The sequence below is a fragment of the Sporosarcina sp. G11-34 genome, assembly GCF_026931025.1.
Genome location: NZ_JAHNZW010000011.1, coordinates 37,559 through 64,192, shown reverse-complemented (window position 1 = coordinate 64,192; position 26,634 = coordinate 37,559). Strand labels below are relative to the sequence as shown.

23 protein-coding genes are annotated in these 26,634 nt (G+C 38.8%); 11 read left to right on the top strand and 12 right to left on the bottom strand.

Features of this window, described 5'->3' with window-relative positions:
• Window positions 1–95: 95 nt before the first annotated feature.
• Window positions 96–422 (bottom strand): bacillithiol system redox-active protein YtxJ, encoded by a 327-nt coding sequence (gene ytxJ / locus KSU66_RS15655; RefSeq protein WP_269052410.1) that lies wholly within the window; start codon window positions 420–422, stop codon window positions 96–98.
• Window positions 423–846: 424 nt separating this feature from the next.
• On the bottom strand, window positions 847–1,302 hold the full coding sequence (locus KSU66_RS15650) for a carboxymuconolactone decarboxylase family protein (RefSeq protein WP_269052409.1): 456 nt from the start codon (window positions 1,300–1,302) through the stop codon (window positions 847–849).
• A 256-nt stretch (window positions 1,303–1,558) separates the two neighbouring features.
• Between KSU66_RS15650 and KSU66_RS15645 the strand changes: the two genes are divergently transcribed.
• Window positions 1,559–1,696: a hypothetical protein gene (locus KSU66_RS15645; RefSeq protein ID WP_269052451.1), complete on the top strand. Its 138-nt coding sequence runs from the start codon at window positions 1,559–1,561 to the stop codon at window positions 1,694–1,696.
• A gap of 328 nt (window positions 1,697–2,024) precedes the next feature.
• Window positions 2,025–2,465, top strand: a complete 441-nt coding sequence (locus KSU66_RS15640) for a YugN family protein (protein WP_269052408.1) — start codon at window positions 2,025–2,027, stop codon at window positions 2,463–2,465.
• Between the two features lie 254 nt (window positions 2,466–2,719).
• Here the strand turns inward: KSU66_RS15640 and KSU66_RS15635 are convergent, their stop codons facing one another.
• The 3 genes from KSU66_RS15635 to KSU66_RS15625 all read right to left on the bottom strand — a co-directional run bounded on the left by KSU66_RS15635 (window position 2,720) and on the right by KSU66_RS15625 (window position 5,135).
• On the bottom strand, window positions 2,720–3,076 hold the full coding sequence (locus tag KSU66_RS15635) for a DUF378 domain-containing protein (protein ID WP_269052407.1): 357 nt from the start codon (window positions 3,074–3,076) through the stop codon (window positions 2,720–2,722).
• A gap of 141 nt (window positions 3,077–3,217) precedes the next feature.
• Window positions 3,218–4,420 (bottom strand): AI-2E family transporter, encoded by a 1,203-nt coding sequence (locus KSU66_RS15630; protein WP_269052406.1) that lies wholly within the window; start codon window positions 4,418–4,420, stop codon window positions 3,218–3,220.
• A gap of 301 nt (window positions 4,421–4,721) precedes the next feature.
• Window positions 4,722–5,135, bottom strand: a complete 414-nt coding sequence (locus tag KSU66_RS15625; RefSeq protein ID WP_269052405.1) for a pyridoxamine 5'-phosphate oxidase family protein — start codon at window positions 5,133–5,135, stop codon at window positions 4,722–4,724.
• 384 nt (window positions 5,136–5,519) lie between these two features.
• Here KSU66_RS15625 and KSU66_RS15620 point away from each other — a divergent pair, with 384 nt between their 5' ends.
• The 5 genes from KSU66_RS15620 (at window position 5,520) to KSU66_RS15600 (ending at window position 9,690) form a co-directional block, all read left to right on the top strand.
• On the top strand, window positions 5,520–6,101 hold the full coding sequence (locus KSU66_RS15620; RefSeq protein ID WP_269052404.1) for a protein-L-isoaspartate(D-aspartate) O-methyltransferase: 582 nt from the start codon (window positions 5,520–5,522) through the stop codon (window positions 6,099–6,101).
• 145 nt (window positions 6,102–6,246) lie between these two features.
• On the top strand, window positions 6,247–7,785 hold the full coding sequence (locus tag KSU66_RS15615; protein WP_269052403.1) for an AbgT family transporter: 1,539 nt from the start codon (window positions 6,247–6,249) through the stop codon (window positions 7,783–7,785).
• Between the two features lie 16 nt (window positions 7,786–7,801).
• Window positions 7,802–8,242, top strand: coding sequence for an OsmC family protein (locus KSU66_RS15610; protein WP_269052402.1), 441 nt, complete (start codon window positions 7,802–7,804; stop codon window positions 8,240–8,242).
• A 71-nt stretch (window positions 8,243–8,313) separates the two neighbouring features.
• The gene (locus KSU66_RS15605) at window positions 8,314–8,457 is read left to right on the top strand and encodes a hypothetical protein (protein WP_269052401.1); all 144 of its coding nucleotides are present in this window, start codon (window positions 8,314–8,316) and stop codon (window positions 8,455–8,457) included.
• A 267-nt stretch (window positions 8,458–8,724) separates the two neighbouring features.
• The gene (locus KSU66_RS15600) at window positions 8,725–9,690 is read left to right on the top strand and encodes an urea transporter (protein ID WP_269052400.1); all 966 of its coding nucleotides are present in this window, start codon (window positions 8,725–8,727) and stop codon (window positions 9,688–9,690) included.
• Between the two features lie 146 nt (window positions 9,691–9,836).
• On the opposite strand, the gene KSU66_RS15595 is transcribed toward KSU66_RS15600, so the two are convergent.
• The 3 genes from KSU66_RS15595 to KSU66_RS15585 form a co-directional block, all read right to left on the bottom strand.
• Entirely contained in the window at window positions 9,837–10,367 is a 531-nt protein-coding gene (locus KSU66_RS15595) for a GNAT family N-acetyltransferase (RefSeq protein ID WP_269052399.1), read from the bottom strand.
• A gap of 182 nt (window positions 10,368–10,549) precedes the next feature.
• Entirely contained in the window at window positions 10,550–13,561 is a 3,012-nt protein-coding gene (locus KSU66_RS15590) for an efflux RND transporter permease subunit (RefSeq protein WP_269052398.1), read from the bottom strand.
• Between the two features lie 396 nt (window positions 13,562–13,957).
• The gene (locus tag KSU66_RS15585) at window positions 13,958–14,797 is read right to left on the bottom strand and encodes a malate synthase (protein WP_269052397.1); all 840 of its coding nucleotides are present in this window, start codon (window positions 14,795–14,797) and stop codon (window positions 13,958–13,960) included.
• A gap of 850 nt (window positions 14,798–15,647) precedes the next feature.
• Between KSU66_RS15585 and ilvD the strand changes: the two genes are divergently transcribed.
• Window positions 15,648–17,315, top strand: a complete 1,668-nt coding sequence (gene ilvD, locus KSU66_RS15580) for a dihydroxy-acid dehydratase (protein ID WP_269052396.1) — start codon at window positions 15,648–15,650, stop codon at window positions 17,313–17,315.
• A gap of 305 nt (window positions 17,316–17,620) precedes the next feature.
• Here the strand turns inward: ilvD and KSU66_RS15575 are convergent, their stop codons facing one another.
• Window positions 17,621–18,307, bottom strand: coding sequence for a DUF3888 domain-containing protein (locus KSU66_RS15575; RefSeq protein ID WP_269052395.1), 687 nt, complete (start codon window positions 18,305–18,307; stop codon window positions 17,621–17,623).
• Window positions 18,308–18,835: 528 nt separating this feature from the next.
• Here KSU66_RS15575 and KSU66_RS15570 point away from each other — a divergent pair.
• Together KSU66_RS15570 and KSU66_RS15565 are read left to right on the top strand one after the other, a co-directional pair.
• Window positions 18,836–19,966: a 5-methyltetrahydropteroyltriglutamate--homocysteine S-methyltransferase gene (locus tag KSU66_RS15570; protein WP_269052394.1), complete on the top strand. Its 1,131-nt coding sequence runs from the start codon at window positions 18,836–18,838 to the stop codon at window positions 19,964–19,966.
• 13 nt (window positions 19,967–19,979) lie between these two features.
• Window positions 19,980–20,351: an SLAP domain-containing protein gene (locus tag KSU66_RS15565; RefSeq protein ID WP_269052393.1), complete on the top strand. Its 372-nt coding sequence runs from the start codon at window positions 19,980–19,982 to the stop codon at window positions 20,349–20,351.
• A gap of 225 nt (window positions 20,352–20,576) precedes the next feature.
• Here KSU66_RS15565 and fni read toward each other — a convergent pair whose 3' ends face one another.
• Window positions 20,577–21,605, bottom strand: coding sequence for a type 2 isopentenyl-diphosphate Delta-isomerase (fni, locus tag KSU66_RS15560; protein ID WP_269052392.1), 1,029 nt, complete (start codon window positions 21,603–21,605; stop codon window positions 20,577–20,579).
• 77 nt (window positions 21,606–21,682) lie between these two features.
• Window positions 21,683–22,531, bottom strand: a complete 849-nt coding sequence (locus KSU66_RS15555) for a squalene/phytoene synthase family protein (protein ID WP_443028994.1) — start codon at window positions 22,529–22,531, stop codon at window positions 21,683–21,685.
• A gap of 481 nt (window positions 22,532–23,012) precedes the next feature.
• On the opposite strand from KSU66_RS15555, the gene KSU66_RS15550 reads away from it, so the two are divergent.
• Window positions 23,013–23,195 carry a hypothetical protein gene (locus KSU66_RS15550; protein WP_269052391.1) on the top strand — a complete coding sequence of 61 codons (183 nt, stop codon included), beginning with the start codon at window positions 23,013–23,015 and terminating at the stop codon, window positions 23,193–23,195.
• 955 nt (window positions 23,196–24,150) lie between these two features.
• Here the strand turns inward: KSU66_RS15550 and KSU66_RS15545 are convergent.
• On the bottom strand, window positions 24,151–26,430 hold the full coding sequence (locus KSU66_RS15545; RefSeq protein WP_269052390.1) for an ATP-binding cassette domain-containing protein: 2,280 nt from the start codon (window positions 26,428–26,430) through the stop codon (window positions 24,151–24,153).
• Window positions 26,431–26,634 lie beyond the last annotated feature (204 nt).

The window sequence follows — 26,634 nt, the reverse complement described above, 5'->3', positions numbered from 1 at the left end:
GTTGTTTGTACCATAATCATACAAACGATTTCCATCCACGCACCCGCAAGTAATAATAGGGTCACCGTGCATTACAGGATATAGAAATCAAACCATCAAACATACATCTCAATCGCGTCAATTAAAACCGACTTGTTAATATGGTAATGGGTTGCTTGCCAAATTCCTTTCCCGTCTTTCACGATTAAAAGCTGTGGCGATTCATGTTTCACACCCAAATCTGTTTCAATTGCATTCGATACTTTCCTGTCCATCTGCACAATGACTATGTGGATAGGAAGCTCCGTCTTAAGTGCTTGAAGCTCCTTCTTTGCAGACAAACTACTAAAACACGTCATACTTAATTTGAATAGAAGAAAAGGCTGTTCCTTCGATTTCTCCAATAGCGCTCGCCATGCTTCGATGGATTTTATCCGTTTCAAAATGTATCCCCCCTGTTTTTGTAACTAGCTACCATAAATTATATACGCACAAGGGTATTTATTGCTTGTTTAGGGTCTGTTGTTTGATAATCCAGCTAGCATGAAGAGGTCTTTCACTTTCATGTAATATTGGGCTGCATTTTTGATTTGGTGGATAGTGATCACTATAGCACATGGAATGGAAATATAAAGGAATATATTTTAACAATGGACCCCGAACTTAAGTAATGGATGGATAGATTAAAAACAAATGAAGAAAGGAAGCTAACCCAATTCCGTAAGTACCTGTCATTGACTTTCCAATCGTTTTTTAATCGTAGCAACCGGGTTTGGAGAAGACAAGGTTTCGGGTCGTGTCAAATAGGATTTATGAAAGTCGCCTGTACATATCTTAAAAGATTCAAGGTGATTTCTCCTACCTTTTTTAGTAGATTGATTTATAGTTACCCGGGACACTATTCATCGAAATCGCGACCCGATTCCAACTATTGATTGTGTTAATTATTATGATTAGATCCACATATTGTTTTTCGTCAAAATGTTCGCGAACACGCTTATACAATTCATCATCCACACGACTAGTTGCGACCAGCGTTACCGCTTCGGTCAATTCCAGTGCCGCCCTTTCCGCATCCGTATAAAATGGAGATTCACGCCAAGCATTCAGACAGTATATACGCTGCTCCGCTTCACCAAGAGCACGGGCATCTTTCGTATGCATGTCCAAACAATACGCACAACCATTTATTTGTGATGCCCGAATTTTAATCAATTCTATTAATGACTGATTAAATCCAGTTGTTTTTGCATACGCTTCAAATTGCAACATTATTTTAAAAGCTTCCGGCGCTGCCTCCCAAGCGTTGATCCGTTCTTCCATCGTTATCCACTCCCAATAATTAATTTTATTTACTGTGTACTTCTAGAATACCCTTTAACTGATTTGCTACCAACAAAAAGCACCGATTACGAAATATACGGTATCTTTGATCTGATTTGCAACCATATTCCTGTATTTTCTGTACGAGACGCCATACGTGGAGGGTCGTCTCATGCAATCCTGCCTGTCCAAACAGGATGATTTTACTCAGGCCGGTCTGTATTTCCACGCTCTTTCTTCTGTGTAGCAAGAACATCTGGTAAATAATCTTTCTGCCGATCTTGCTGGCATATCCCATGAAACGCAAAGCATTGTCTTGAACTACCTGTATAATGCATCGGCGGAACTTGGAGAACGGGTTGTCCGGCAAATTGAAATGCAAACAAAGGGGTAATTCAAATAAGAAGTACCGATGGATATTACGGTCAACGATGAAATGTGACCTGAAAATGGATTTCTGGCGTTTACCCTTCATTTTACAGACGACAATGTCTGTAAAAAGTTAATCTTCATGAGGACCTCACTGCTCGTTAATTCGAATTAAAATTATTGTTCGACAAACGAAAAAAGTTCTAAAAAAACTCCAAGTTGTTTCACAACCTGGCACCCCAAATTCAATTAATATTAATTACAGAATTTCTTTATCCAAATTATCCCGGTAGTATTTTTACCACTTTTTTGTGAACACTATTAAGAGGTCAATTTAAAAGGAGTGAACAATTATGTTGGAGTTAGAAACGGGGCTAGAAGGACAAACTTCCTCTTTTGGTATCGTGCGGGATTGCATTCAAGGTCTCGGCTATAATTTGGGCGGAAATTGGGATTATTACAAAGGCTACTTTGATCATATTTTATGTCGTGAAGCAGGTGAAACGATTTATGTTCGAATTCCTTTTCTCGTAACTGATGGAGAACTAGACCAATATGAGGCATCGATTTTATTTGAAAAACCCTATATCATCAAGCATGTCGTACATGTCGGTTTAGACCATGACGGTAATTCATTAGTAGATGCCACTGGATTTAGTCAATTCCAAGCGCCTATTGATAAAGACGGAAAAATCACTAATAAAAACAGATGGATACATGCAGGAGAAGTTGCCGCGCAAGAACTATTAGATTGTTTATGTCAGGCTAAGCATATTAATTACTACACGGCTTAACTACGTTCTGATTTAAGCTTGCGGGCAGCAACCTATACAACTGAAATACAAAAAAAACAAAAACGCTTGGAAATTTATCCACGCGTTTTTGCGATGAAAATCATTGCTACTTGTCCGATGATTTTTAGGTGTTGCCTACTAATAATTCGGGTACCGCCTGCTAAAGTTTACGCCCATATTAGGCACACCTAAATAGTCTTTCCCCCATTGAATGGAGTGAAGACTATTTAAGATTTGGAAAGCATACGTCATACTTATTTTTTCTTCGTTGAATTATTTCTATTCTTATTATCATTCGCTTTCTTTTCAGGGTTATGTTGTGGCTTTGAGAAATCCGGTTCCTTTCCAAATTCACTATTGTAATTAAGGTTATTAATGTTTCGCCGATTTGAAACTACCTCTACATCTTCAACTTCATCCATCGGTTTAAACAATGTACCCAAGCTAACCAATCCACTCAAGCCAACAATCGCATATATAACCCGTGACATAAATGCATTTTGCCCACCAAAGATGGATGCCACCAAATCAAATTTAAAAAATCCAATTAAGCCCCAATTTACAGCACCGACTATTACGAGAGCCAAAGCAATTCGTTGTAATGCGCTCATGACCTTACTCCTCCTTTTTTCAACTCAATGGAAACAAGTTGTAATTGCTCTGCTTTAGAGTCATTCGTATCTTCTGCAATTAGAGGATTTTAATACATAAAATAAATAATATATAATCTGAACAGCATCGTGGACAGGCATTCATTTTTTCCTTTTTCTAATAGGTACGCTTGGTTTAGGCGCCGGATTATAGTCCTGCTCATATAAACCTGAATACGTCTCGTACCATTTAAACAAATGCTCAAAAATCACTTTCAATACGGCATACGCCGGAATACCAAGAATCACTCCAGGTATACCAAATAATTTCCCGGCCGTCAGCAAGACAACAATAATAGTTACTGGGTGTATTTTCAAATTACTCCCCAAAATCAAGGGCTGTATTAGCCGTCCTTCAAGTGTTTGTTCAATGGCAAAAACAATTATTACTTTAACAAGCATCGCAGGGGAAGCTACCAATGCGATGATTAAAATCGGAATAATTGCCAGAAACGAACCCAAATAAGGAACTAAATTTAATACCCCAGCCAATATTGCCAGTAACACTGCATATTCAAGACCGATAATTGCAAACCCAATCCAAAACATCAGTCCAACAAAAAAAGCTACCAATAATTGGCCGCGGATATATTGACTAATTTGCGTATTGATTTCTTTTAATAAATTATACGTACTTAAGCGCATCTTCGTCGGAATAAATTTCATTGTATAGTAAGGTAAATTTCGACCATCTTTTAATAAAAAGAACAAAATAATTGGCATCGTAATAAGTGCGATTACAATGTTAGTCACTGTTCCTAGTACGCTGCCAATTCCAGAAAAGGTTGAATTCATGACACTGTTTGCCTGCTCGGAAATGGATTTTATAATGCTCTGATTTACATCGGTTAATTGAACCTGTAATTGGGAAAATATATTGCTTCTCAATAAATTATCGAATTGAGAAATGACCTTGTCCCAATAAGTCGGCCAGTTTTCAATTAGACTCATTGTCTGCTCACGTATGATTGGAATTAGGATGATAATCCCCCACACAACCAAACCAATAATGACCATAAAGACAATCGCTATTCCAGCAATACGTGGTATTTTCTTTTTTTCCATCCAATCAATCAAAGGATTTACTAAATAAAATAAAATACCCGCCATCAAAATTGGTAATCCAATCACACTGAAAAATCCTTTGATCGGATTAAATACATACGTTATTTTAGAAAATACAAGGAGGTTTAGCAAAATCAATAATGAGACCAGTAAGATTGTTACAACTTTATTATTTAAAAACCATTTCCAAAACCACGTAGCCACACTTTTAACATTAACTTTGTCTTTTTCTTGCTCCATTTTCTGTGCCTCCTACTAACAATGACTGTTTACCACATTATACCACGACCGTCGATACTACAACTGTATCCGTTTCACCTTCCATTGGATTAAAAACTTGCGGGAAATACGTTTCCTCCAAAACCTCATATTCCGTAAATAAAAAGAACGCCCGGGTGGACATTCTTGATTTGCACTTAAATGTTCTTTGAGAATATGAGTAAGGCCTATGACTTTTCAATATCCAAAGAGACAATGGACGAAATATCCTGCTAATAATAACGAAAAAAAGGTACCAGCTCCCTACGCCGGTACCATCTGCTTACAGTGTAATCTCTTTCGGTTCCTCTCCTTTTTTATTCATCAAACGAATTGATTCGGGTGAAACTTTCAAAATGACAAGATCTGGATCCTCAGGGCCACTAAACCATGGTTTCATATGCTTATTCCATACTTTCTCTTTTACACTTTCATCGTCAGAAATACTGACTTTCCCTTCTATTTCAAGATATTCGTCACCCATTCCTTTCCCTTCATACCCAATTAAGATATGCGTATGCGGATTTACTTCAAGTTCATCCACTTTCTGCGTTTGTTTCGAAGTTGCGGTATAAAGCGTAAATTCATCACTGAAAAACGTCATATAACGTGTGTGAGGCTTGTTCTGTTGAACTGTCGCCATTGTTCCAATAAAATTCTCTTTAAGGATTTTCAGCGCTGCTTTTTTTTCATTCATCAATATCTACTCCCTTTCTTAGCCTTGTTGCAGTTTACCTCTTCAAGCGGGGAGCTAAACATCATTTACTTAAATGGAAATAAATTAGCGTAAGAAGTGAAATTATCCTATTAACAAAGCAGGGTTTGCAAAACGACGCTCACTTTTCCTTCCATTTTTATGTCACGTATAATCTAGTGCCTACATAAAAATTTCCAAGTGTTAAAAAAGGACGTGTCCGCCAAACTAGCACAGGTACTTTTCGCTCTGCTCCACCCTACTCACCTTTTTGTTCAGTATCCGAAAAAAATAGTGTCTTGCATGCGCATTTATAATTATATTGTTTACACATTCTTATTAACGGAAATGATTGAACCATACCTTTAATACAAAGGAGCCAAGACAATGACAAATCAAAACCAAGAAATCATCCCTTATTTTGAAAAACTAGATCGTGGCTTTTTCATGGATACGCACAAGGAATTCGCCTATTTGGACGAAGCTATTCCGATTGGGCATGACCAAACCATTTCCCAACCTTCCCTCGTGCTAGAAATGACATTGGCACTCAATTTACAACCCCAATCAAAAGTGTTCGAAATCGGAACCGGATCCGGATTTCAAACCGCCCTACTTGCCGCCTTTTCAGATTCCGTATATACAATTGAACGAATTGAGTCTTTGTATATACGAGCCAAAAAAAGACTAAAGGAAGCCGATTTTGTGAACATCCACTTTAAGCTCGATGATGGCAGCACCGGGTGGGAAGAACACGCTCCTTATGACCGCATTATGGTGACAGCCGCCGCTGCCCAGATACCACCCGAACTTATCGACCAATTAGCCATCGGTGGAAAAATGATAATCCCCGTAGGAACACCCTTCTTACAGGAACTCCTGCTGATCGAAAAGAATGAAGATGGCGGGATTCACACAGAAGTGTTGAATGAAGTGAGGTTTGTTCCTTTGAAAGGAAAATATGAGTAAAAAATAATTATAGCAAGATGTATCCCTAATCAGCCTCGATTACCTCCTTAGAAAACTTTCCAAAATAATACTAGACCAATTTCTGGTTCAGGTCCCCAACAAGCGGGTATACTTGTCAATAAATCCTTCGCGAAGGAGGAACACTATGGAACAGCTAAAAAAATCCAAGTCGATTCGACTATTGAACTTTATTGAGGAAAAAGGAAATAAACTGCCACATCCCGTTACAATTTTCATCATTTTCACGTTACTTATTATTGGTTTATCTCATGTTCTTTACGTAATGGGGACTAGTGTGAGTTTTGAAGGGGTAAACAAAGATTCGGGTCAGATTGAGACGCTAACTGTTCAGGCGGTTAGTTTACTTGTTCCCGAAGGCATTGCTTATATGTTTTCGAATGTTGTGTCGAACTTTACTTCTTTTGTGGCCCTAGGACCGGTTCTCGTTGCGATGCTCGGGGTCGGTGTTGCTGAAAAAAGTGGCTATATTAGTGCGTTAATGACGAATACTGTGACGAAAGCCCCAAAAAAATTCGTCACGCCAATTGTTGTCCTCATGGGGGTCTTGTCCAACGTCGCTGCTTCGGTCGGTTATGTTGTGCTTGTTCCGCTTGGTGCCATCATCTTTTTAGGATTTAAGCGACATCCCCTAGCTGGATTGTCAGCTGCATTTGCCGGGGTTGCGGGAGGATATTCCGCTAACCTATTCTTAGGGACGAACGATCCGTTGTTAAGTGGAATTACGACAGAAGCTGCACGTATTTTAGATGCTGGGTACATTGTTAATCCGACGGATAACTGGTTTTTCATGTTTGTTTCGACTTTCCTGGTCGTCATTATCGGAACGCTTGTCACTGATAAGCTAATTGAGCCGAAATTAGGAAAATATATCCCTAGTAAGGGAATGGAAATTCAAAATGTCATTTCCGTTGTAGAGAAAAAAGGGCTCTTATGGGCAAATATTTCGGTCTTCCTTACATTCATTGCAATTGCACTACTTGTTCTTCCTGAAAACGGTGTGTTACGAGGTGAAGGCGGCAGCATTATCCAATCGCCATTTATGAGCAGTATTATTTTCATGATGATGCTAATCTTTTTAGTGCCTGGCGTCGTGTATGGATTGGTTACGAAAACGATTAAAAACGATAAAGACATTGCGAATTTAATGACATCCTCATTGGAAACGATGGCCGGGTTTGTTGTCTTAATTTTCTTTGCTGCGCAGTTTGTAGCATTATTCAATCATACAAATTTAGGCACGATTATTGCCGTGAACGGCGCGGACTTTTTACAGACGATTCATTTGGATGGTGCCCCGTTACTTGGGGCATTGGTCTTCATCACCGCAATCATCAATTTATTTATCGCCGCGGATTCGGCAAAATGGGCGATTATGGCGCCCGTGTTTGTTCCGATGTTCATGCAAATGGGCATCGCGCCGGAAGTTACACAGGTCGCTTACCGGGTTGGAGACTCATCAACGAATATCATTTCTCCTTTGATGCCATTCTTTCCATTAGTTGTCGCTTTCGCACAGCGCTATGGTAAGGAAAACGGTGTAGGGACGGTAATATCGCTTATGTTGCCTTATTCGATTATCATATTGATTGGCTGGACAATCTTTTTTGTCGTATGGTATGTACTTGGTATTCCGGTTGGTCCGGGCACAAATTTAAATTACTAGAAAAGAGTGGATTGATATGAAAGTAGTTACAACATGGACAGGCGGACGCGCTTTTACCGCTGTTGGAGATTCAGGTTATGATATAAATATGGATGCGACAGAAGCATATGGCGGTTTAGGAAAAGGAGCAACCCCTACCGAAATGCTCCTCGGTGCTTTGGCGGGTTGCATCGGGATTGATGTTACGATGATTTTGAGACCTCACTTGGAAAAAATAACAAAAATCGAGATTGTTACCGACGGAACTCGAAAAGAAGAAGCACCTAAAGGCTTCACGTCTATGGAGGTAACATTTGTGATCGACGGCGACATCGACAGCAAGAAAGTTTGGCGGGCGATCCGTTTAGGTAAAGAGAAGTATTGTTCAGTATCGGATTCATTAAAAGCAGATGTTAATTTCAATTTGATATTGAACGGTGAAGAATCAATTGATTTGAATGGGAACAATAACCCTTGAAGATTGCTCGAACAATAAAGAAGGTATAAAAATAGCTAGAAACAACCCAAGCTCGAATAATCCAGCTGATTATGAAGATAATAGATCATAAATTAATTGAACGGTTAAAAAGGCTTGTTACAGCGATATTGCTGTTAGCAAGCTTTTTTGGTTCAGTTGTGATAATTATCGCTGCTTTTGTCTTCGCTGCGCTTGAAGATCTCGAATGTCAGTAAACGGGTCGAGTTTGTCCGCATTTTGATCCCGCCCTGGAATAGCCCAATTACGGTGCTTTCATTTTTCAAAATTAGCCAAAGAAAACAAAATCGAGTTAAGGTAAATTGATCTTCGAAATACTGAAAACTAGAAATTTATATGATTGGGTTAAAATACATTGTTTTTTGTGTTACCATACCTAAATACTTCTTGAACAAGGTTTTTAAAAGCATTGTTAAATAATTTGTTATCAGGAAAATCATAAATACGATAAGGGAGATGTCTAGATGCCCCAATCAGCACCTAACTATCAACTTTTTAAAAGACTCTATTTACTTATAGCAATTTCATTAAAAGGATTTTCACAAGTTTTATTAGTTGGAAATACCTTTTCGGGATGTCTAATTCTTATTGGAATTACATTGCACTCCCCTGCTCTTGGGGTTATGGCATTTCTTTGTTCGCTAGTGGGAACAATTACTGGAAAATATTGTGGTGGCGACCACTCTTTAATTCGCAATGGGATTTATAGTTTCAATTCTATACTATGTGGTATTTCCACAATTCTTTTTCTACATGGCGATAAGCGATGGTTTATCGCGTTATTTGCCGCCGGTCTTGCTGCAATATCTATGAAAATGCTGACAAAAGTATTGGATAAGTGGAACATCCCTGTTTTGACAATTCCATTCGTTTTCATCACATGGTTCGGACTTCTTATCGCATATCGCGTCGACACGCTTTATATGGATCCCGACTTTGTAATAAGTTCACCCGCAATGTGGAATTTGCCAGTTGAAGGGACGCCAACTTTATTGACGGGAATGATTAAAGGAATTGGCGAAGTGTTTATCATCGACTCGCTTTGGACTGGATCGCTCATTCTGTTAGCACTTTTTTGGGCGGGATGGCGATTTGGGCTGTATGCGATTATCGGCACTTTTGTATCGTGGTTAACCGCTTATTTCATCGGTGCTGATACGTATTCATTAAATTTAGGTTTGTATAATTACAACGCCGTTTTGACAATTATTGCTGTTAGTCTAGTCTTCGATAAAAAACAGAGAAAAACACCAATTACCGGCATTATCGCCGCAATGTTGACAGTTCCCGTAACCGCAGGATTGGAGTTGCTTCTTGATCCCCTTGGACTACCCGCTTTGACACTCCCGTTTATTTTATGTTCATGGTTATTTATTGCAATGAGGAAGGTTTTTCAAAAATATAAAATTAAACAAAAGGTGCCTGTATAAGGTTGAAGGCGGAGAACAGGCTTATACTAACGGAAGTAAGTTAAAGGTGTACCAATAAAAAGAATTTAGCAGCCGTCTTGAAGGATAACTCCCATTCAAAATGGCTGCTAATTTGTTGATGAAGGACATTCTTGCTCTCGTGAACATTAAAGGACCTTAAGGAAGGAATAAATATACGTATCATGTGGTTTCCCGTTTTGATACATATAGTCCTTTAATATTCCTTCTTTTTGGAAACCTATTTTTGTTAATAAATTATTAGATGCCCCATTTTGGGTAAATACAACGGCGCCTATTCGTGTTAAATCCATTTTTTCAAAACCATATGAAATAATTTCGAGTAACGCTTCGTGGGTGTATCCGTTTCTCCAATAATCTGGATGTATTTCATAGCCGATTTCAGCACGCTTGTGTTTAGGGAACCAGGCATGAAAACCAATTGTCCCAATAACTTCTTGATCACCTTTTCTCTGAATGCCCCACCGAATGCTACGTTTTTCAATGTAGTTCGCAGCAAATAAGTCGATGACTTTTTCTGCTTCCTCAATATTTCCAAGTGAATCTTGTCCATAATAGCGTGTAACTTCATCGTTGGCTAAGCTAGAAAAAATAGCATTGGCATCTTCTTTAGTAATCTCCCTTAATATTAATCTTTCTGTTTCTAACGTCGGAAACATTTCACCCCTCCTTGATAGTCAATTTAAGCACTAGTAAACAATCATATTTGTAGCTTTAACTGTTACAACTATTCTCTGGCGATGAAGGAATTCCCTTTTTTCATTCGAACGAAAAGAATAAAAAGCATATAAGCGAGTGCTTTCACCTATATGCTTTAATCGTATTCTTTTTATTTACGCATCTATATTATTGTTATCGAATCGTCTTTCTCCAATCGTTGTTGCTTCGCTTTTCGAAAGTGAAACAATTCATATACGACGGGAATAACGACCAAGGTAAGCAACGTTGCGACTGCTAATCCCCCAATAACCACTACTGCTAATCCTTTTGAAACAAGGATGCTTCCCATCTCTTCTTTTCCGATTAATAATGGAACCATCGCGAAGATTGTAGCAAGAGCAGTCATTATTATTGGTCGGAATCGGGTTGCACCGGCTTCAAGTAACGCCTCACGAATCGGCATTTTCTCTTCATTTTGTCTAACTCGATCTAAAAGCACGATCGCATTTGTGACAACAATCCCAATTAACATTAATGCCCCGAGCATTGCCCCTATATCAATCGGTGTTCTTGAGACGACTAAGCCAAGCACTGCCCCAATCATTGCAAGTGGTAGGGTGAATAGAATGACTAACGGTGCACGCAATGTTTTAAATGTGAGTACCATAATTAAATAAACAAGACCAATCGAAACGGCCATGAGCTGGAATAACTCCATAAACTGCTCGTCTTGAGCACTAGCAGCCCCGCCAGCTTCCAAACTAACATCATCCGGTAATGTTAGATTAGTCGTCTTCTCCGTAACCTCATTGGCAATACCCGATAAGTTACTTGAATTCACTTCCACGCTAATCCGCACATATTCATTTCCATCTTTTCGTAAAACACTAGTAGGTTTCGTTACTTTTTCTAACTTTGCGATAGATGAAAGTGGCATCATTTCTTCATTTACAGCAACAGATAACTTTTCTAATTCTGCATCTGTAGTTAATGATACCGAACTATCTAACAAGACGACAGTATCTTTGTCATCCAATTTTATTGAACCAATTGGAAAAGGGTTTAAGAAGGACTGAACCTGTCTTGCAATTTCTCCCGCATTTGCTTTATCTTGATCAACGACAATTTCGTAGACGGACTTTAATTCATTTTGGTTACTTGAAACTTTTTCAACGCCTTTAATATCTTTTACAACTTCCATGATTTCATCCGTTGCTTGAATGAGTTTACTGGCATCTTTTCCGACAACATCTAACGTGATTGTTGAATCATTAAAACTAATTAACGAAGCTAGAACCTGAACATCGAATTCCGCATCGCTATATTCCTTAGTTTTCCTGTTAATTTGTTCAATGAACTTTTCTGTATCCGCCCCCTCTTTCATCACGACATGAAATTGTCCCGTATTTTGTGAGTTTACAGTGCTAAACTGTGCATCTTCTGGATTCGATCCTAGAAAAAGAATTACTTCTTCGACAACTGACTGCTCATTCAGATATTTTTCTATATCAAATACTTCATCTTGAACTTTAGTAAAGGGAATTTCATCTGGGTATTCTAACCAGATGCTGACGTCATTGTCCGCGGCATCTTCTGCCCCTTTTGGCATAAGCGCATACATCCCGATTGAACCAATAAAAACGATAAATGACAAGACGAGCGGGACCCATTTATGACGTAAACACCACGTCAATATTCGGAGATACGTATGTGGTTTGTTATAGACTGGTAATTTCCCTTTTTTCATTAATCTCGTACTCATAAGGGGGACAACGGTTAACGCAACGAGCAGTGAAGATAACAAAGCGTACGTAATCGTTAATGCAAAGGGCAATAACAAGTCTTGCATTGACTTTACGAGACCCATCGGTAAAAAGACCGCGACTGTTGTTAATGTTGAGGAAGTAATTGCGGCAGCGACTTCCTTCGTGGCATTTACAATTACATCCTTCGAAAAATCACCATGTTGTGCTTTCCGGAAAATATTTTCAATAACGACAATGCTATCATCAACTAATCGCCCTACCGCTACGGCAACTGCCCCAATCGTCAACAGGTTTAACGTAACGCCTGATTGCGAAAGTAAAAATAACGTTAACCCTAATGATAGCGGAATACTTACAACCGTGATTAATGTCATTCGGATATGACGTAAAAACAAAAATATAATAATTGTCGCAAATAATGCCCCCATGAGCACCGCACCCATCATACTATTAACGGACTGGACAATAAAATCCGAGAATGAGATTAGCATTGAAGCTTTAATAGTAGACGTAAACTTTTCATTTACTTGCGCGATCGCTTCAGTCACTTTTTTACCAATCGCTACTGCGTTCGCATTCGAGTCTTTATATAGTAGTAAAGCGACTGCTTCCTCTCCATTTACACGCGTTAAAAATGTTGAGCTGGAATCAAGAATGGTAACTGTCGCAATGTCTTTCAACTGGATATTCGGTGCAATTTGCAATTCTTCAAGCTCTTTTACACCTTCAATTTGGCCAATTACTTTAATATTGGTCTTCTTTTCATTGATTGTTTCTTCACCTACTGCCACTGCTAGGTTTTTCCCTTGTAATATTCCCATTAGACTTTGAACTGGAATTTGATAAGTCGCCATTTTTTCAGTATCCGGCTTTATCGTAACTTGTGTTTGTTGACTCCCATAGACCGCAACATTCGCTACCCCGGCTATTCCTTGAAACGTAGGAACAATTTCATTCTCAACTTTTTCCATATCTTCGCGTGCAATTCCGTTCGGAAATGAAAGTCCGATTTGCCATAACGGAATCATGTCAAAGTTCAGTTGCGATACAATCGGCGTCGAAAAACCATCCGGTAACTGCAATCCATTAACGGCCTCTTCTACCTGGGCTTTTGCTTCATCCATATCTACAGATGAATCAAGAGATATGTCTACTGACGTGTACCCATCAGCAGAAGTTGAAAAGACATGTTTTTTTCCTTTCACCATCCCAATTGCTTTTTCAATTGGTTTTGTTACTTGTTCTTCCATTGTATCTGCATCTGTTCCGTGCCCCATCACAATTACAGTCACCATTGGATTATCCGCCGCTGGTAATAATTCTTTTGGCAGTGTGAAATAACTAAGCGTTCCAAGCCCTAACGACAAAACAATTAACAAAATAACCGCAGCTCTGTTCTTCAATGCCCACTTTGTAAACCGTACCATCTTAGCCACCCCTGTCTTTAAGTTCTGAAAACTATCTGTCCATATTTAGCTTAGTTGTAAATTCAGAATAATAGAACAGTCTAGGGGATGAATTCTCTTCAGACTAAAGTCTGACTACTCAAATAAATCCCATCCTAACCCAGAGTAATAAGCACTTCGGAATGGATGGTAATTTAAAAAAGTACCTGTGCGCCAAACTAACACGAATGTTTAAACATTCGTGTTAATTTTATACACAGGTACTTTTCGCTTGCTCTCAAATTCCCTACATCAAAATACTAGACATACAAAAAACTATGCCCACTAGGCAACTAGCTTAATGGGTATAGTCTATTTTCATGAAAATGAACAAACACAAGGCACAGTATCGCCTTGTATTTTAATGTCATCTGATTATTACTGCTTTAAAGCACCGCTCGCCTCTGGGATGTTATCCATGTCAAGGGCATTCATTTGACAGAAGTATTCGAGAAAGTTTTGAGCTTCTTTGATTTGCTCTTCATCCGTTTTTAATGCAATAATATCTTTTAAGATTTGAGCCGTCCAAATATTATCAAAATAACGAAACTTTCCGGAATTCCATGAAGTTCGTTGAGGATAGTTCTTATTGATATAATAATTCCAGAAAAGCATTTGCTCTGCTTCTTGATCGGTGAGCTCGATTCTAAATTCTGCATGGGACGGGACCATTCCACCATCGCTAAGATTGTCGGAAAACATTTCATTTACCATGTAGAGACCAAGAATCATTCTATCTGTTTCTGGTTGATCTGACCCTCTTGCAGTCAGAAGACCTGCGCTGTTCGGACTCACACGTGCTGCTCTGTTTGGCTGACCTTCATTTTTTCCGCTTTGAACCTTACCAGTAGATACTTGCCAGTCGACAAATACATTTTGTTGCTCTTCTTCGTCCAGCCAGAAAACAATTTGGGAGCTTTCATGAATGCTATGGTTCTTCAGTTTTTCCTTACGCTGCTGTTCAAGCGCTTGTTGCTCTTTTTCTTCTTCACGTTTCAATTCAAGTGCTTCTTCTTCTTTTTCCCTTTTCAAAAAGATTTCCTTGAAAGTTTTTGCAGTACTTTGGTCATTTAGTGTGATAAATTTTCGAAAAGCATCGGGATAAACGAATTTTTTAATTTCCTCATTAAAATCAACCGTGATGATAGATTCTTCATGATTCACAATATTTCCTTCACCAAACACTTTATGAGTTATTAATTCATTAATTAAATTCACTAAACCACTCTCCTTATTTAATATGTTTAGGTATTTATTTTGGTACCTGTTATTTTCTAATTGGTCTGCGTTCAATAAAGTTCATTTGACCAAATGGGACCAAAATAAGTTTTCAAATTCAAAAAAACGCACTCAAATCCTGTTCGGAAGAAGTTGCGCCCGATTATTGAATGCTGTCTCAATCACTGTTATAACTATATAATACCATATAACCTGAAATATTGCAAAAATATAGTTGACAAAAGGCATTTGTTTATTGTATAATAAAATTTTTTCATTCCAGAGTAATCAGAAAGGACGAAAGGAATGGTAATTTCGTTTCGGCATTTCTCCTAACATCTTGGGAGGCATACATACACTCATATCTTGAATCAAAAAAAGATACAAGGATAAAATAAAATGGCTCCAATCAACAAAAAAACTGCTGATTAGAACCATATAAAGGAACCTAGTCAATCGTCAGATGTTGTAACTGAGATACCACGTTCTTCAAACACTTGTTGAGCAGCTTTTAAAGCATTCAGGGCACGCGGAAACCCTGTCCTCAAAAGCCCTAACATCCATTTTGAATGCTAAGGCTTCTAAATTAATTTTATAATTTAATGGGAGAACAAAAATTATGATATGCAATACATTTGGGATGTAAGCGGATACATTAAAGTAGACTATTTATAATTGATCATTAATTCAAAAGAGACTGTTGACTCTGTTGAAAATCCAAGATATGATGACATAAATTCAATAATAGTTCGTGACTTGACTTACGGACAACAAGACATAATCAGACACGATTTGGAACTTATGAAAGTACTAAACAATGTGTGAATGATTTGATTAGGAGAGAATGCAAATGAGAAGTGACATGATTAAAAAAGGTGTAGATCGCGCACCTCACCGAAGCCTGCTTTACGCGACAGGTATTAAAACGAAAGATTTAGAGAAACCGTTCATTGGCGTATGTAACTCTTATATTGATATTATTCCAGGTCATAGACACTTAAACAAATTTGCTGAAATTGTTAAAGAAGCAATTTGGGAAGCGGGCGGAGTGCCATTCGAGTTCAATACAATTGGTGTTGACGATGGAATTGCAATGGGGCACATCGGAATGCGGTATTCATTGCCAAGTCGTGAACTGATTGCAGATTCCGCGGAAACAGTTATCAACGCACACTGGTTTGACGGTGTGTTCTACATACCAAACTGTGACAAAATCACACCGGGTATGCTGATGGCGGCGGTTCGTACGAATGTACCTTCCATTTTCGTTTCAGGTGGCCCAATGGAAGCGGGCGTTTCGTCAGAAGGAAAAGCACTGTCACTTACTTCCGTATTTGAAGGAGTCGGCGCCTATAAGGCGGGCAAAATGTCAGCTGAAGAACTTCTCGACATTGAAACGAATGCTTGTCCAACATGTGGTTCTTGTTCAGGAATGTTTACAGCGAACTCCATGAACTGCTTGATGGAAATGCTTGGTGTGACATTACCAGGAAACGGTACGATTGTCGCCACTTCAGATGAACGTCATAAACTCATTAAAGAAGCTGCTAAACAATTGGTTCGGATGGTGAAAGAAGACGTTAAACCTCGTGACATCATTACAAAAGAAGCAATCGATGATGCATTCGCTTTGGATATGGCTATGGGTGGCTCAACGAACACAGTGCTCCACACATTGGCAATTGCACATGAAGCGGAGATTGACTATAAAGTTCAAGATATTAATGTAGTGGCAGAGCGCGTTCCTTATTTAGCGAAGATTATGCCAGCTTCAGATGTTTCAATGGACGATATCTTTAAAGCGGGTGGCGTAAGTTCGATTATCAACGAACTAACAAAAATTCCAGGCGCCATTCACCCGGATCGTTTAACGGTAACAGGCAAAACGATTGGTCAAGATGTGGCAGAGTATCCAATTATCAATGATCAAGTCATTCGCACAAAAGATAATCCGCATAGCCCGGTTGGTGGACTATCCGTCTTATTCGGCAACATTGCGCCGGATGGCGGAGTTATTAAAGTCGGTGCTGTCGATCCATCTATTAAAGAATTCCGCGGTGAAGCCATTGTGTTTGAATCGCAAGAGGATGCACAGGAAAACATCGACAATGGCACTGTGCGTGAAGGCCATGTCGTAGTCATTCGCTACGAAGGACCAAAAGGTGGACCTGGAATGCCGGAAATGCTTGCTCCGACATCTGCGATTCAAGGACGTGGTTTGGGAATGAAAGTGGCCCTCATTACAGACGGACGTTTCTCCGGAGCATCTCGTGGAATTTCAATCGGGCATATTTCTCCGGAAGCTGCGGATGGCGGCCCTATCGCACTTGTGGAAAATGGAGACATTATCACTATTGATTTGACAAATAGAACGATAGAACTTGAAGTAGCCGAAGACATTTTGGCAGAACGTCAATCAAAGTTACAGCCGTTTGAACCGAAAATTAAAAAAGGTTGGTTAGCTCGCTATTCGGCACTTGTTACATCTGCAAGTACGGGCGGCGTGATGAAAATTTAAGATGGTACCATAAAAAGTTTTTTCATCCCTCTGCAAAGGAACATGTTTCTTTGCGTGGGTGAAAAGGCTTTTTTTATGACGATTTCCCCACTACCGCTTGTTGCCAGCGTATTTAGCAATGAGGTACTTTTTTAAATAATGAAAGATAAAAAAGCCTAATTCCTCCTTCTTTTTAGCGAGGAATCAGGCTTTTGATCTTCCACAATCGCACCCTATTCTTGCACAATGCTGTACGATTAAAGCACCCGATAAAAGAATAAGTTATTAGTCTAATGCCTGCGTTAGACCAAAACAGAAATTTAAATTCAATCAATTTCTAAAGCCATTTTTTCGATATTCGAAATATCTTTATGTTCGTATTTTACCACTTCGAAACCTGGTATTTGCAATGTAATTGTATCGAAACCAAAAGGGGGCATTATCGGTCCTTTATAAGTAATAATTTGAATTGTTACGTTGTACTTATCATCATTTTCATTCCAAGTAATATCAGTTATTCTTTCGGAATAAAAAAGCCTTTCCTCGCCATAATATGATTTTGTCGCCTTCAGTATCTCTTGTCCAATCGCTCTCAAGAATGCCTTTTCAAGTATAACTTCACTACCAACAGTAGGAAGTTTTTTTACTTCCCTTTTAATTACTTTCCATTGGTCGTTTTCTTTTTTTAACGTAAATAAAATATTCAATCCATCCAACTCTACTGCGTGTATATAAGCAAGATCGCCTTTCACATATATCCTTGGTTCTTTAACCCATTTCCGTACATCTGATGTTAATACATTTAAAACAGTTTTACCTAAAGGGGAAATTTGTCCTTTATCATTGTAAAATGGAAAATCCCCAAAGGTATATAATTCTTTAAATCCATTTAAATTGACATCAAAAAAATACTTATTTATAAAATCTTGACTGGGTGTTTCTTGTTTTGCAAAGACAACAGTATTATTTATGAGAAATAAGATACAAAAAAGGACATAGAGTTTTTTCTTCAATAAAAACCACCTACCTTTTCTTTATAGATATCTTTCCCGAATATTCTTCAATTATGATGCTCTTTAAACTAATACCAATTATTTCAAATCACCTTTTTTCACAAGAAGTTATTCGACTATCTGGCCCGATTGTTGAAGACCGTTCTTATTAAAAATCAATCACATTAGTACATCAAGCATAACATTGATAATTCAAAACACGTATGGCTTTTTAACTTTAATCATCCAGAAGATGTGAGATGGTAATCACCTGTCGTTTACTAGTACATTTCCTGTCATTCAGTGTTAAAAAGTATGTCAACGTTGGTACATTCTTATGACCGTAATCACCCGGAATTTCCCTGGAGTATGGGCGTATCATGTTCATCACCCCACCATCTTCTATGCACAGCAACTTGGCTCTCCCCAATCAAAACAATTTTGTTCAATATATAGGGATAATATCTTTTTAACTCGCATTCAATTCTGAATAAATATGTTACTATAAATACATTGATAACTATTACATAATGAACTGGGGGAAATGACATGGAACAAGTAGTAAAAGGACCTTTTCGCGCCGATCACGTCGGAAGTTTCTTACGACCACATGCTTTGAAAGAGGCAAGAGCGAACTATTTAGCAGGAGAGATTACGAAAGAAGAACTCCGAAAAGTGGAAGATGCAGAAATTGAAAAGCTTGTCAAAAAACAAAAAGAAGTTGGATTACGCGCAGTGACAGACGGTGAATTTCGTCGTAAATGGTGGCATTTGGATTTCATTCAAGCATTGGAAGGAATTCGCATTTATGATGTTGAAGCACCTAAGGCTTTCCAGGGGGCAATGAAAAAAGCGACGTTATACACCGTAGATTCTAAACTTGCTTTTCCAAAAAACCACCCTTCTCTCGAAGATTTCATGTTTTTAAAACAAGTCGCTGGGGACCATGTTGCCAAGCAAACAATTCCCGGACCAAATATGATTTTTTATTCAGGCGTAGTCAATAGCCAACCTTATTTAACGAATCCTTCTTATGATTCTTTAGATGCTGTCGCAGAGGATATTGTACGTGTTTATCAAGAAGCCATTCAAGCATTTTATGACGCTGGATGCCGTTATTTACAATTGGATGATACGAGCTGGGGCGCTTTGTTTAGCGATGACTTCAGAGAAAAAATAGAGGAAAGTGGATTTAATCCAGACGAGCTCATTAAGAAATTTGCGGATATTACAATTGAAGCTGTCGCAAATAAACCAAAAGATATGACAATCACAATACATATTTGTCGTGGCAACTTTAAATCGGCTTGGCTCTATCAAGGTGGATATGATCCCATTGCAAAAGAATTATTTTCCCGCGTCAATGTGGATGGATTCTTTTTAGAATTTGACGATGCACGTGCCGGTGATTTTTCACCTTTACGTTTTATTAAAAACCAAAAAGTTATCTTAGGCCTTATCACATCCAAAACAGCCGAATTAGAAGACCCTAATTATATAAAATCGCGTATTGAAGAAGCTACGAAATATGTGAACATTGACCAACTTTGTTTAAGTCCACAATGCGGCTTCGCTTCAACCGAGGAAGGAAATATTATCGAAGACGAAGACCAGTGGAACAAATTATCACTTGTCAATCAAATTGCTAATGATGTTTGGAAAAAGCAAGGGATTGATTAAGGGAGATGTAACTATGCAAAAGCTCTATTTTGAATCTGCATGGGATAAAACGATTGCCCCGGCCGATAGAGAAAAAATCATCAATCATTTTCAAGAACAAACAAAGCACCTTAAAGATGGTGTTCATTTCTTATTTTTATGGCAAGCTAAAAATCATAAAAATGAACGACTCATCACTGTACTCATTCATAATAATGAGGAACATAACTTCCGCTTACAAAATACAGCCATCGCCTATTACGAGCAAGATCAACCAATTGCTACTGGAATGTTCAGCTTACCTTGTGAGATTGCGGGAAATACATCTATGCCATGGACTTTCATATTTTCAGTGTCCAACCAAACAAATGCATTCCCACAGCATATGATTATGAATGATGAATGAATGAATAAAAAAGTTACATGAAAACGGAAAAGGCCTTTCGTCTACTTTTTGATAGACGAAAGGCTTTCTTATTTAAAGTGATTGACTCATACGACAAATAAATGAAATTAGAATCATCTTTTGTTAAACGTTGCTTCTGGCAATTCGCCTTTAATCAAGTCTATAATTCCTCAGTGACCTCAGTCGATGAACAGGACATCGCATTTTTAATCCAAAAATCTGTACTTACCGTTCCTTCAAGCGCGGGTTATTCTTCAATTCTTGAATCGTCTGCGCCCCGATTCCGAACATCGACATTCGAAGCTCCATTTCCCGGATTTCCATCACTTCAAGGACATCTTCCGGGCTCTGAGTTGCTTCTTTCAGAATGGACCGCCCGAATCCGACCAAGTCAGCACCTAACGCAATGGTCTTAGCACCATCCAGCCCCGTCCGCATCCCACCACTAGCAATCAGCGGGTGGTTCCCAATCATTCCACGGACCAACTTGATGGATTCTGCCGTCGGAATTCCCCATTCGCTAAACGCTTCGGCAGCAACGCGCCTAATTGGGTCTTTGGAGCGGAATTTTTCCACCTGGCTCCAGGAAGTGCCTCCTGCTCCAGCAACATCGATAAATGCAACACCGACCTCGCGTAACTTTTTGGCTGTATGACCATCGATGCCCCATCCGACTTCTTTCACCCCAACTGGAACCTCCAGCGTGTTGCACAGTTGTTCAATCTTCTTTAATAACCCTTTAAAATTCGTATCTCCCTTTTCTTGAATCACTTCCTGAATGCTGTTTAAATGAAGGACAAGCATATCCGCTTCGGTTATCCCGATAATTTTCCTACATTCCTCGACACTGTACCCATAATTGAATTGAACGGCGCCCAAGTTCGCAATAATGGGAACGCTCGGCGCGTACTCCCTCATTAAAAAAGAGCTAGCATGTCCATCGCTATCGAGTAACGCCCGGGTGGATCCGAGCGCCAACGCCCAGCCTCTTTCTTCTGCTGCTACTGCCAAGTTCCGGTTTATCGTCTCGGCAAGGGCTGTTCCGCCTGTCATGGAACTGATGAGGAACGGCGTTTTACATTCAAATCCGAGGAATGTAGTTTCAATGGAGATTTCGTCAAAAGCAATTTCCGGAAGCGCATTATGAATGAACGTAAACGACTCCAATCCTGTGGAAATCGACTCCCCCGTAACTTTTTCGTTCAACGTAATTTGAATATGTTCAGATTTTCTTTGCTCGATTGAATTAGTCAATGCCAACACCTACCTTTACATCGTTATTCTTACAGATTTTGCTGCTACTTTATGTTACAGACGGTAGATTGCAAGCTTTAATGAAGTTGAACTTCTTCCACCGTTTGTTCCACTTCCGCGCGTGTCATTTTCTCACGCCCCTCTTTCATCGCTTTTAACGTTTTATGAGCCAGGGTAAGCGGCAGACGGCAAAACAACAAAATCGTTTTCTTATGGAGAGACTTCATATATTCATCTGCTTTTGCCAAGTTTTCCTCTGCATATTCGAACAGCTCTGTACGACTCCAGCCATCAGGCACAAAGCTTATCCCACGCTCATCCAAATCTTCCTTCTCATTGCGTAAAATATTTACCATCTGAAGCCCGCGCCCATAACCGATAGCAAGTTCCCGATCCGTTTTTTCTTCCCCATAGTACTCCCAAAGATCCGAAAGCATAACTCCAACAAGTCCTGCAACGTAATATGTGTAATTATCCAAATCTTCACGTGTTCGGATTTCCCAGTTTTCTTTTGCCCATTTTGCCATTCCGGTGGCCATTTCACACGCAGCGTTCGCCACGATTGGCAGAACATCTTTTGGACATGCTTGCAACCATTCCCCCAAACGGAGTGTAACCTCCGGCATTTGATCTTTTGTCCGCCCAAGAATTTTTACATACGTTTCATTATCAAATGGTTGTTTAAATAATTCACTCACTTGCATTAAGATTGTGGATTTGACATCATTGGCCAATTCTTCATGATCTTCAATTTCATCAATTGCTCGAAATACTAAATAAGCGGATGCAACCGCATGCTTTAACTCCTTTTGCAAAAAAGTAATCGGAATATAAAATGTACGACTCGTCTCTTTCAATACACGCATTGCATCTTTCGGAAACATACTCATTCTAATCCCGTCCCTTCCTGTTTTAATTTGTATCATCGTAACTCCATTAAAAAAGGCACACTACTTTCTTCATCGCGAGTATTCGCTTCACAATTAGCAAATCAATTTCAAAATATACCAAAAATTCCAACCAAAAAACTTTTATCCCCCTAAAAAGAAGGAGTGAAAAAGATGGTTGTATAACTATTTAATCATAACCGTGGAGAAAACGGAAACAATTGGGACAATTAGTAACACATACGCTAAAAAACACTAGGTCTTTGCTGATATCCGCGAAAGTCTAGTGCTTAACACCCTTCCGAAAGAGATTGCCCACTTCTAAACATTACGGGCGCGCCCCAGTGAAAGTTCTAAAAAAAGAGTTCATGACAATCTAAATTGATTGGAAAATGAACCTATTTGGATTGATTGAACGTGATTCAAAGCGTTAATTAATTTTCAACAAAGGACAGACTTGTTTCAAAATCGGTTTATTAAGGTAAACATAATATAATACATCAAGATGGGAGGTTTAGAAATGGCTAAAGATGATAGAAAAGAAATTAAAGTTGAATCAGAAATGCGGACAAAAGAAATTTCTAATATGATTGATGAAGGCGGGCTAGGTGCTGAAGAGTATTACGAAGTTAAAAAAGTTCCCCCTACTCCCCAAAGTAAAACTGAGAGAGATAAGCAGAATAAAGAAGACAAAGATGACTAATCTTTTAAAAATATCAATCTTTCAAAATCAGGTTGTAAAACTAATTTTTACAACCTGATGACTATGTTGTTTTTAATTTAGCATTTAAGGAAGTTTTTTCAATGATTTTTTTGCAACTGCATGACGTTCCATGATCTTCCCTTTCTTTAATCCTTTCTCTATTCCCTTCTCAAATTCCAAATCAAAAGGATTCATATATCGTGTTTTTTTAGCAAGCGTAAAATAGTGCACACCTACTTTACACTTGCTTTCAAATTCCCTACATCAAACTACTAGACATACAAAAAAACTATACCCATTAGGCAACTAGCTTAATGGGCATAGTCTGTTTTCATGAAAATGAACAAACACAAGGCACAGTATCGTCTTGGATTTTAAGGAACTTTTCGACGCATTCATTTGACAGAAGTATTCCGGAAAAGCATTTTCTCTGCTTCTTGATCCGTGAGCCCGATTCTAAATTCTGCATGGGATGAGACCATTCCACCATCGCTAAGATTGTCGGAAAACGTCTCATTTACCATGTAGAGTCCGAGAATCAGTTATACTCTTTATTACAAAAACACAACCATCGACAAGACGAACATGAATACAACTCATAAACCTGCGAGTTCGACAGCGTTCCTTATGCAAGTAGTTAGTAAATTGATATGGACAAGTTAATAACAACGTATAAAAAAGCACCAGACATATGAGGCGATTCGTTCCGCCTTATAACCTGGTGCTAATGAGACGATCGTATGGAAGCTTTGCATTCGCTCTGTTCTTAATTGTATTAGGTAGCTTTTCTACCTTTTTTTTCGTTTGTTCATATATCCGAACTGGTTGAATACCACCAGAACCGAAGTCTGGTAGATAAAACGCTGGGTGACAAACAATCACGATAGTTTCTTGCACAGGTACGCGAAATTTATATAGGAACGGTTGTAAGTGCTAGTAATAAGCGGAAGAAGTTCTACGTAAAACATTTTGCAACTCCACCCTTTAACCATGTCGCTGTCAATGTTTCTGCATGTAACATTTCTTCTGGTGTGCCTTCAAATAGTATATGTCCGCCTTGTTTTCCTCCGCCCGGACCTAATTCTATTATCCAGTCGCTCGCCGCTAGAAAATCTAAATTGTGTTCGATTATTATAACGGAATTACCCTTGTTTACAAGATTCTGAAATACATCTAACAGTTTTCCATTATCTTTTGCGTGCAGTCCTAGGGATGGTTCGTCTAATAGGTAGATTTGACCTTCTTTTTGTAAATAGCTTGCAAGTTTTAGACGCTGAACTTCTCCTCCACTTAAAGAACTTGTCGTCTGTCCTAATGTTAGATACCCTAATCCTACATCTTTTAGCGTTTCCACTCTTTTTATGATCTTTGGCATGTTAAAATAATTCATAGCTTCGTCAATCGTTAAATCTAAAATCTCTGCTATATTTTTATCTCGATATCGGTATGACAATGCTTCGTCTGAATATCTTATTCCGTTACATGCTTCACACGGAACTGTCACTGGATCTGCAAATGCCGCATCTGGTTTTGTGACTCCTTTTCCTTTGCAAATAGGACAAGCTCCTAAGGAATTAAAGCTGAACAATCCTGCAGGTTCTCCTGTTTCTCTTGAAAATATGGAGCGAATATCATCCATTATTCCCATATATGTAGCGAGCGTCGAACGGCTAGAGATTCCTATACTGCCTTGCCCTACCATGATCGTTTCTGGATAAGTTTCCGGGAATGCTTCCAACATTAAAGAGCTTTTACCTGAACCAGAGACGCCACATACAGAGACCAGCACATTTTCGGGAATATTTAAGCTTATATTTTTCAAGTTATTGTGACTTGCACTTTTTATTGTAAAATAACTTTTTATATCTCTTGGATGTTTGTTTACTGTTAGCTCGTTGTTAAGGGTTGTTGCGGCTTTAGAGTGTTTCAGTCCTTCTAGTTTTCCTTGATAGACAACTTCTCCTCCATTTACACCTGCTCCAGGGCCCATTTCTATTATTTCATCCGCCGCTTTAATTACGGATAGATCATGTTCGATGACGATGACGGTATTATGTTGGGCTTTTAGACTTTTTAGCATCTGTATTAACAGATCCACTTCTTCTAGATGGAGTCCTGCACTCGGTTCGTCGAAAATGTATATGATATTGTTTAGACTGCCCCCTAAATGGCGAGCGATTTTTACTCTTTGGCCTTCACCACCAGATAAGGTGCCCATTTTTCTTGAAAGGCTCAAATAGCCTAATCCCATTTCAACTAGTTGTTTTATATGTGGGATTGCTTGCAGTGCGATAGACTTCCCCAAAGGATCTTTAATCTTCATTAGTTCTTCTTGTAATTCTGTAAGTTCTAATTGATCGTATTCTGCTATATTGAAGCCATTGATTTTACATGCTAATACTTTAGGGTTTAAACCTGAGCCTTGGCAGGTTGGGCATAAGAATTGAGTTGATACCGCCAAGACGTCATCTTGGGATACTTGTTTTAGCTTTGAGATATCTCTATTTATATAAAGGCGTGTAAATCTTGGCAATAACCCATCCCACTCATGATCTTGAGGTCCATTTTTTGTATGAAACGGTGCAAAAACTCTTTCGCCTTCCGCGGGACCCTTTATGAATAGGCGGAACTTTTCTTCGGAATAGTCTTTTATCCGTTTATCCGGATCGAATAATCCGCCGGTCATCATCCATCTGCCTTGCCAACCTGAAGGCGATAATGGCTTAAACTTCACTGCATAGTCCCGAAGTGATTTATCCATATCGATTATCTTATTCAGGTCTGGCGCAATGACCTTCCCATACCCACTACATTCCGGACATTTACCGAAGGAACTTTGGCTCAAAAAATCGGTGGCAGACTCTATTCGCGGCGTGCCGATTCGTGAGAATAAAAGTCTAATCAATGGATGTATATCCATATAGGTGCCAACTGTTGAACGGGAATTGCCACCTATTTGTCTTTGCTCTACTACGACAACCGGGCTTAAATTTTGCATCAAATCAGCATGGGGCCTTTCGTATCTTGGCATTTGATTTCTAACATAGAGAGGATAGTTCAACGTCATTTGTCTTCTGCTTTCTGCTGCTAATGTATCAAAAACAACTGAGCTCTTTCCTGAGCCTGAAAGACCAGTAAAGACGGTAATTTTTTCTTTTTGGATATTTAAATCTATATTTTTTAAATTATTTTCCTTAAGCCCTCTTAAAATAATCTCATCTTTTGTCTCCGACACTTTATCACCCTTTTCTAATATTTTTTAGATTCCCTCAATCCGTCGCTTGTTAATAAATTCATGCACCCTCTCCTGCTTGCCCAACTTAAAGGATCCTCCTAATAGTAGATGGTTTCCCTATTTTTCCAAACTTACCCCTGGCACCATTGTTTTATCATTAATCCATGTTTCGTAAATCAAAAATGGTATACTTATTATACAACC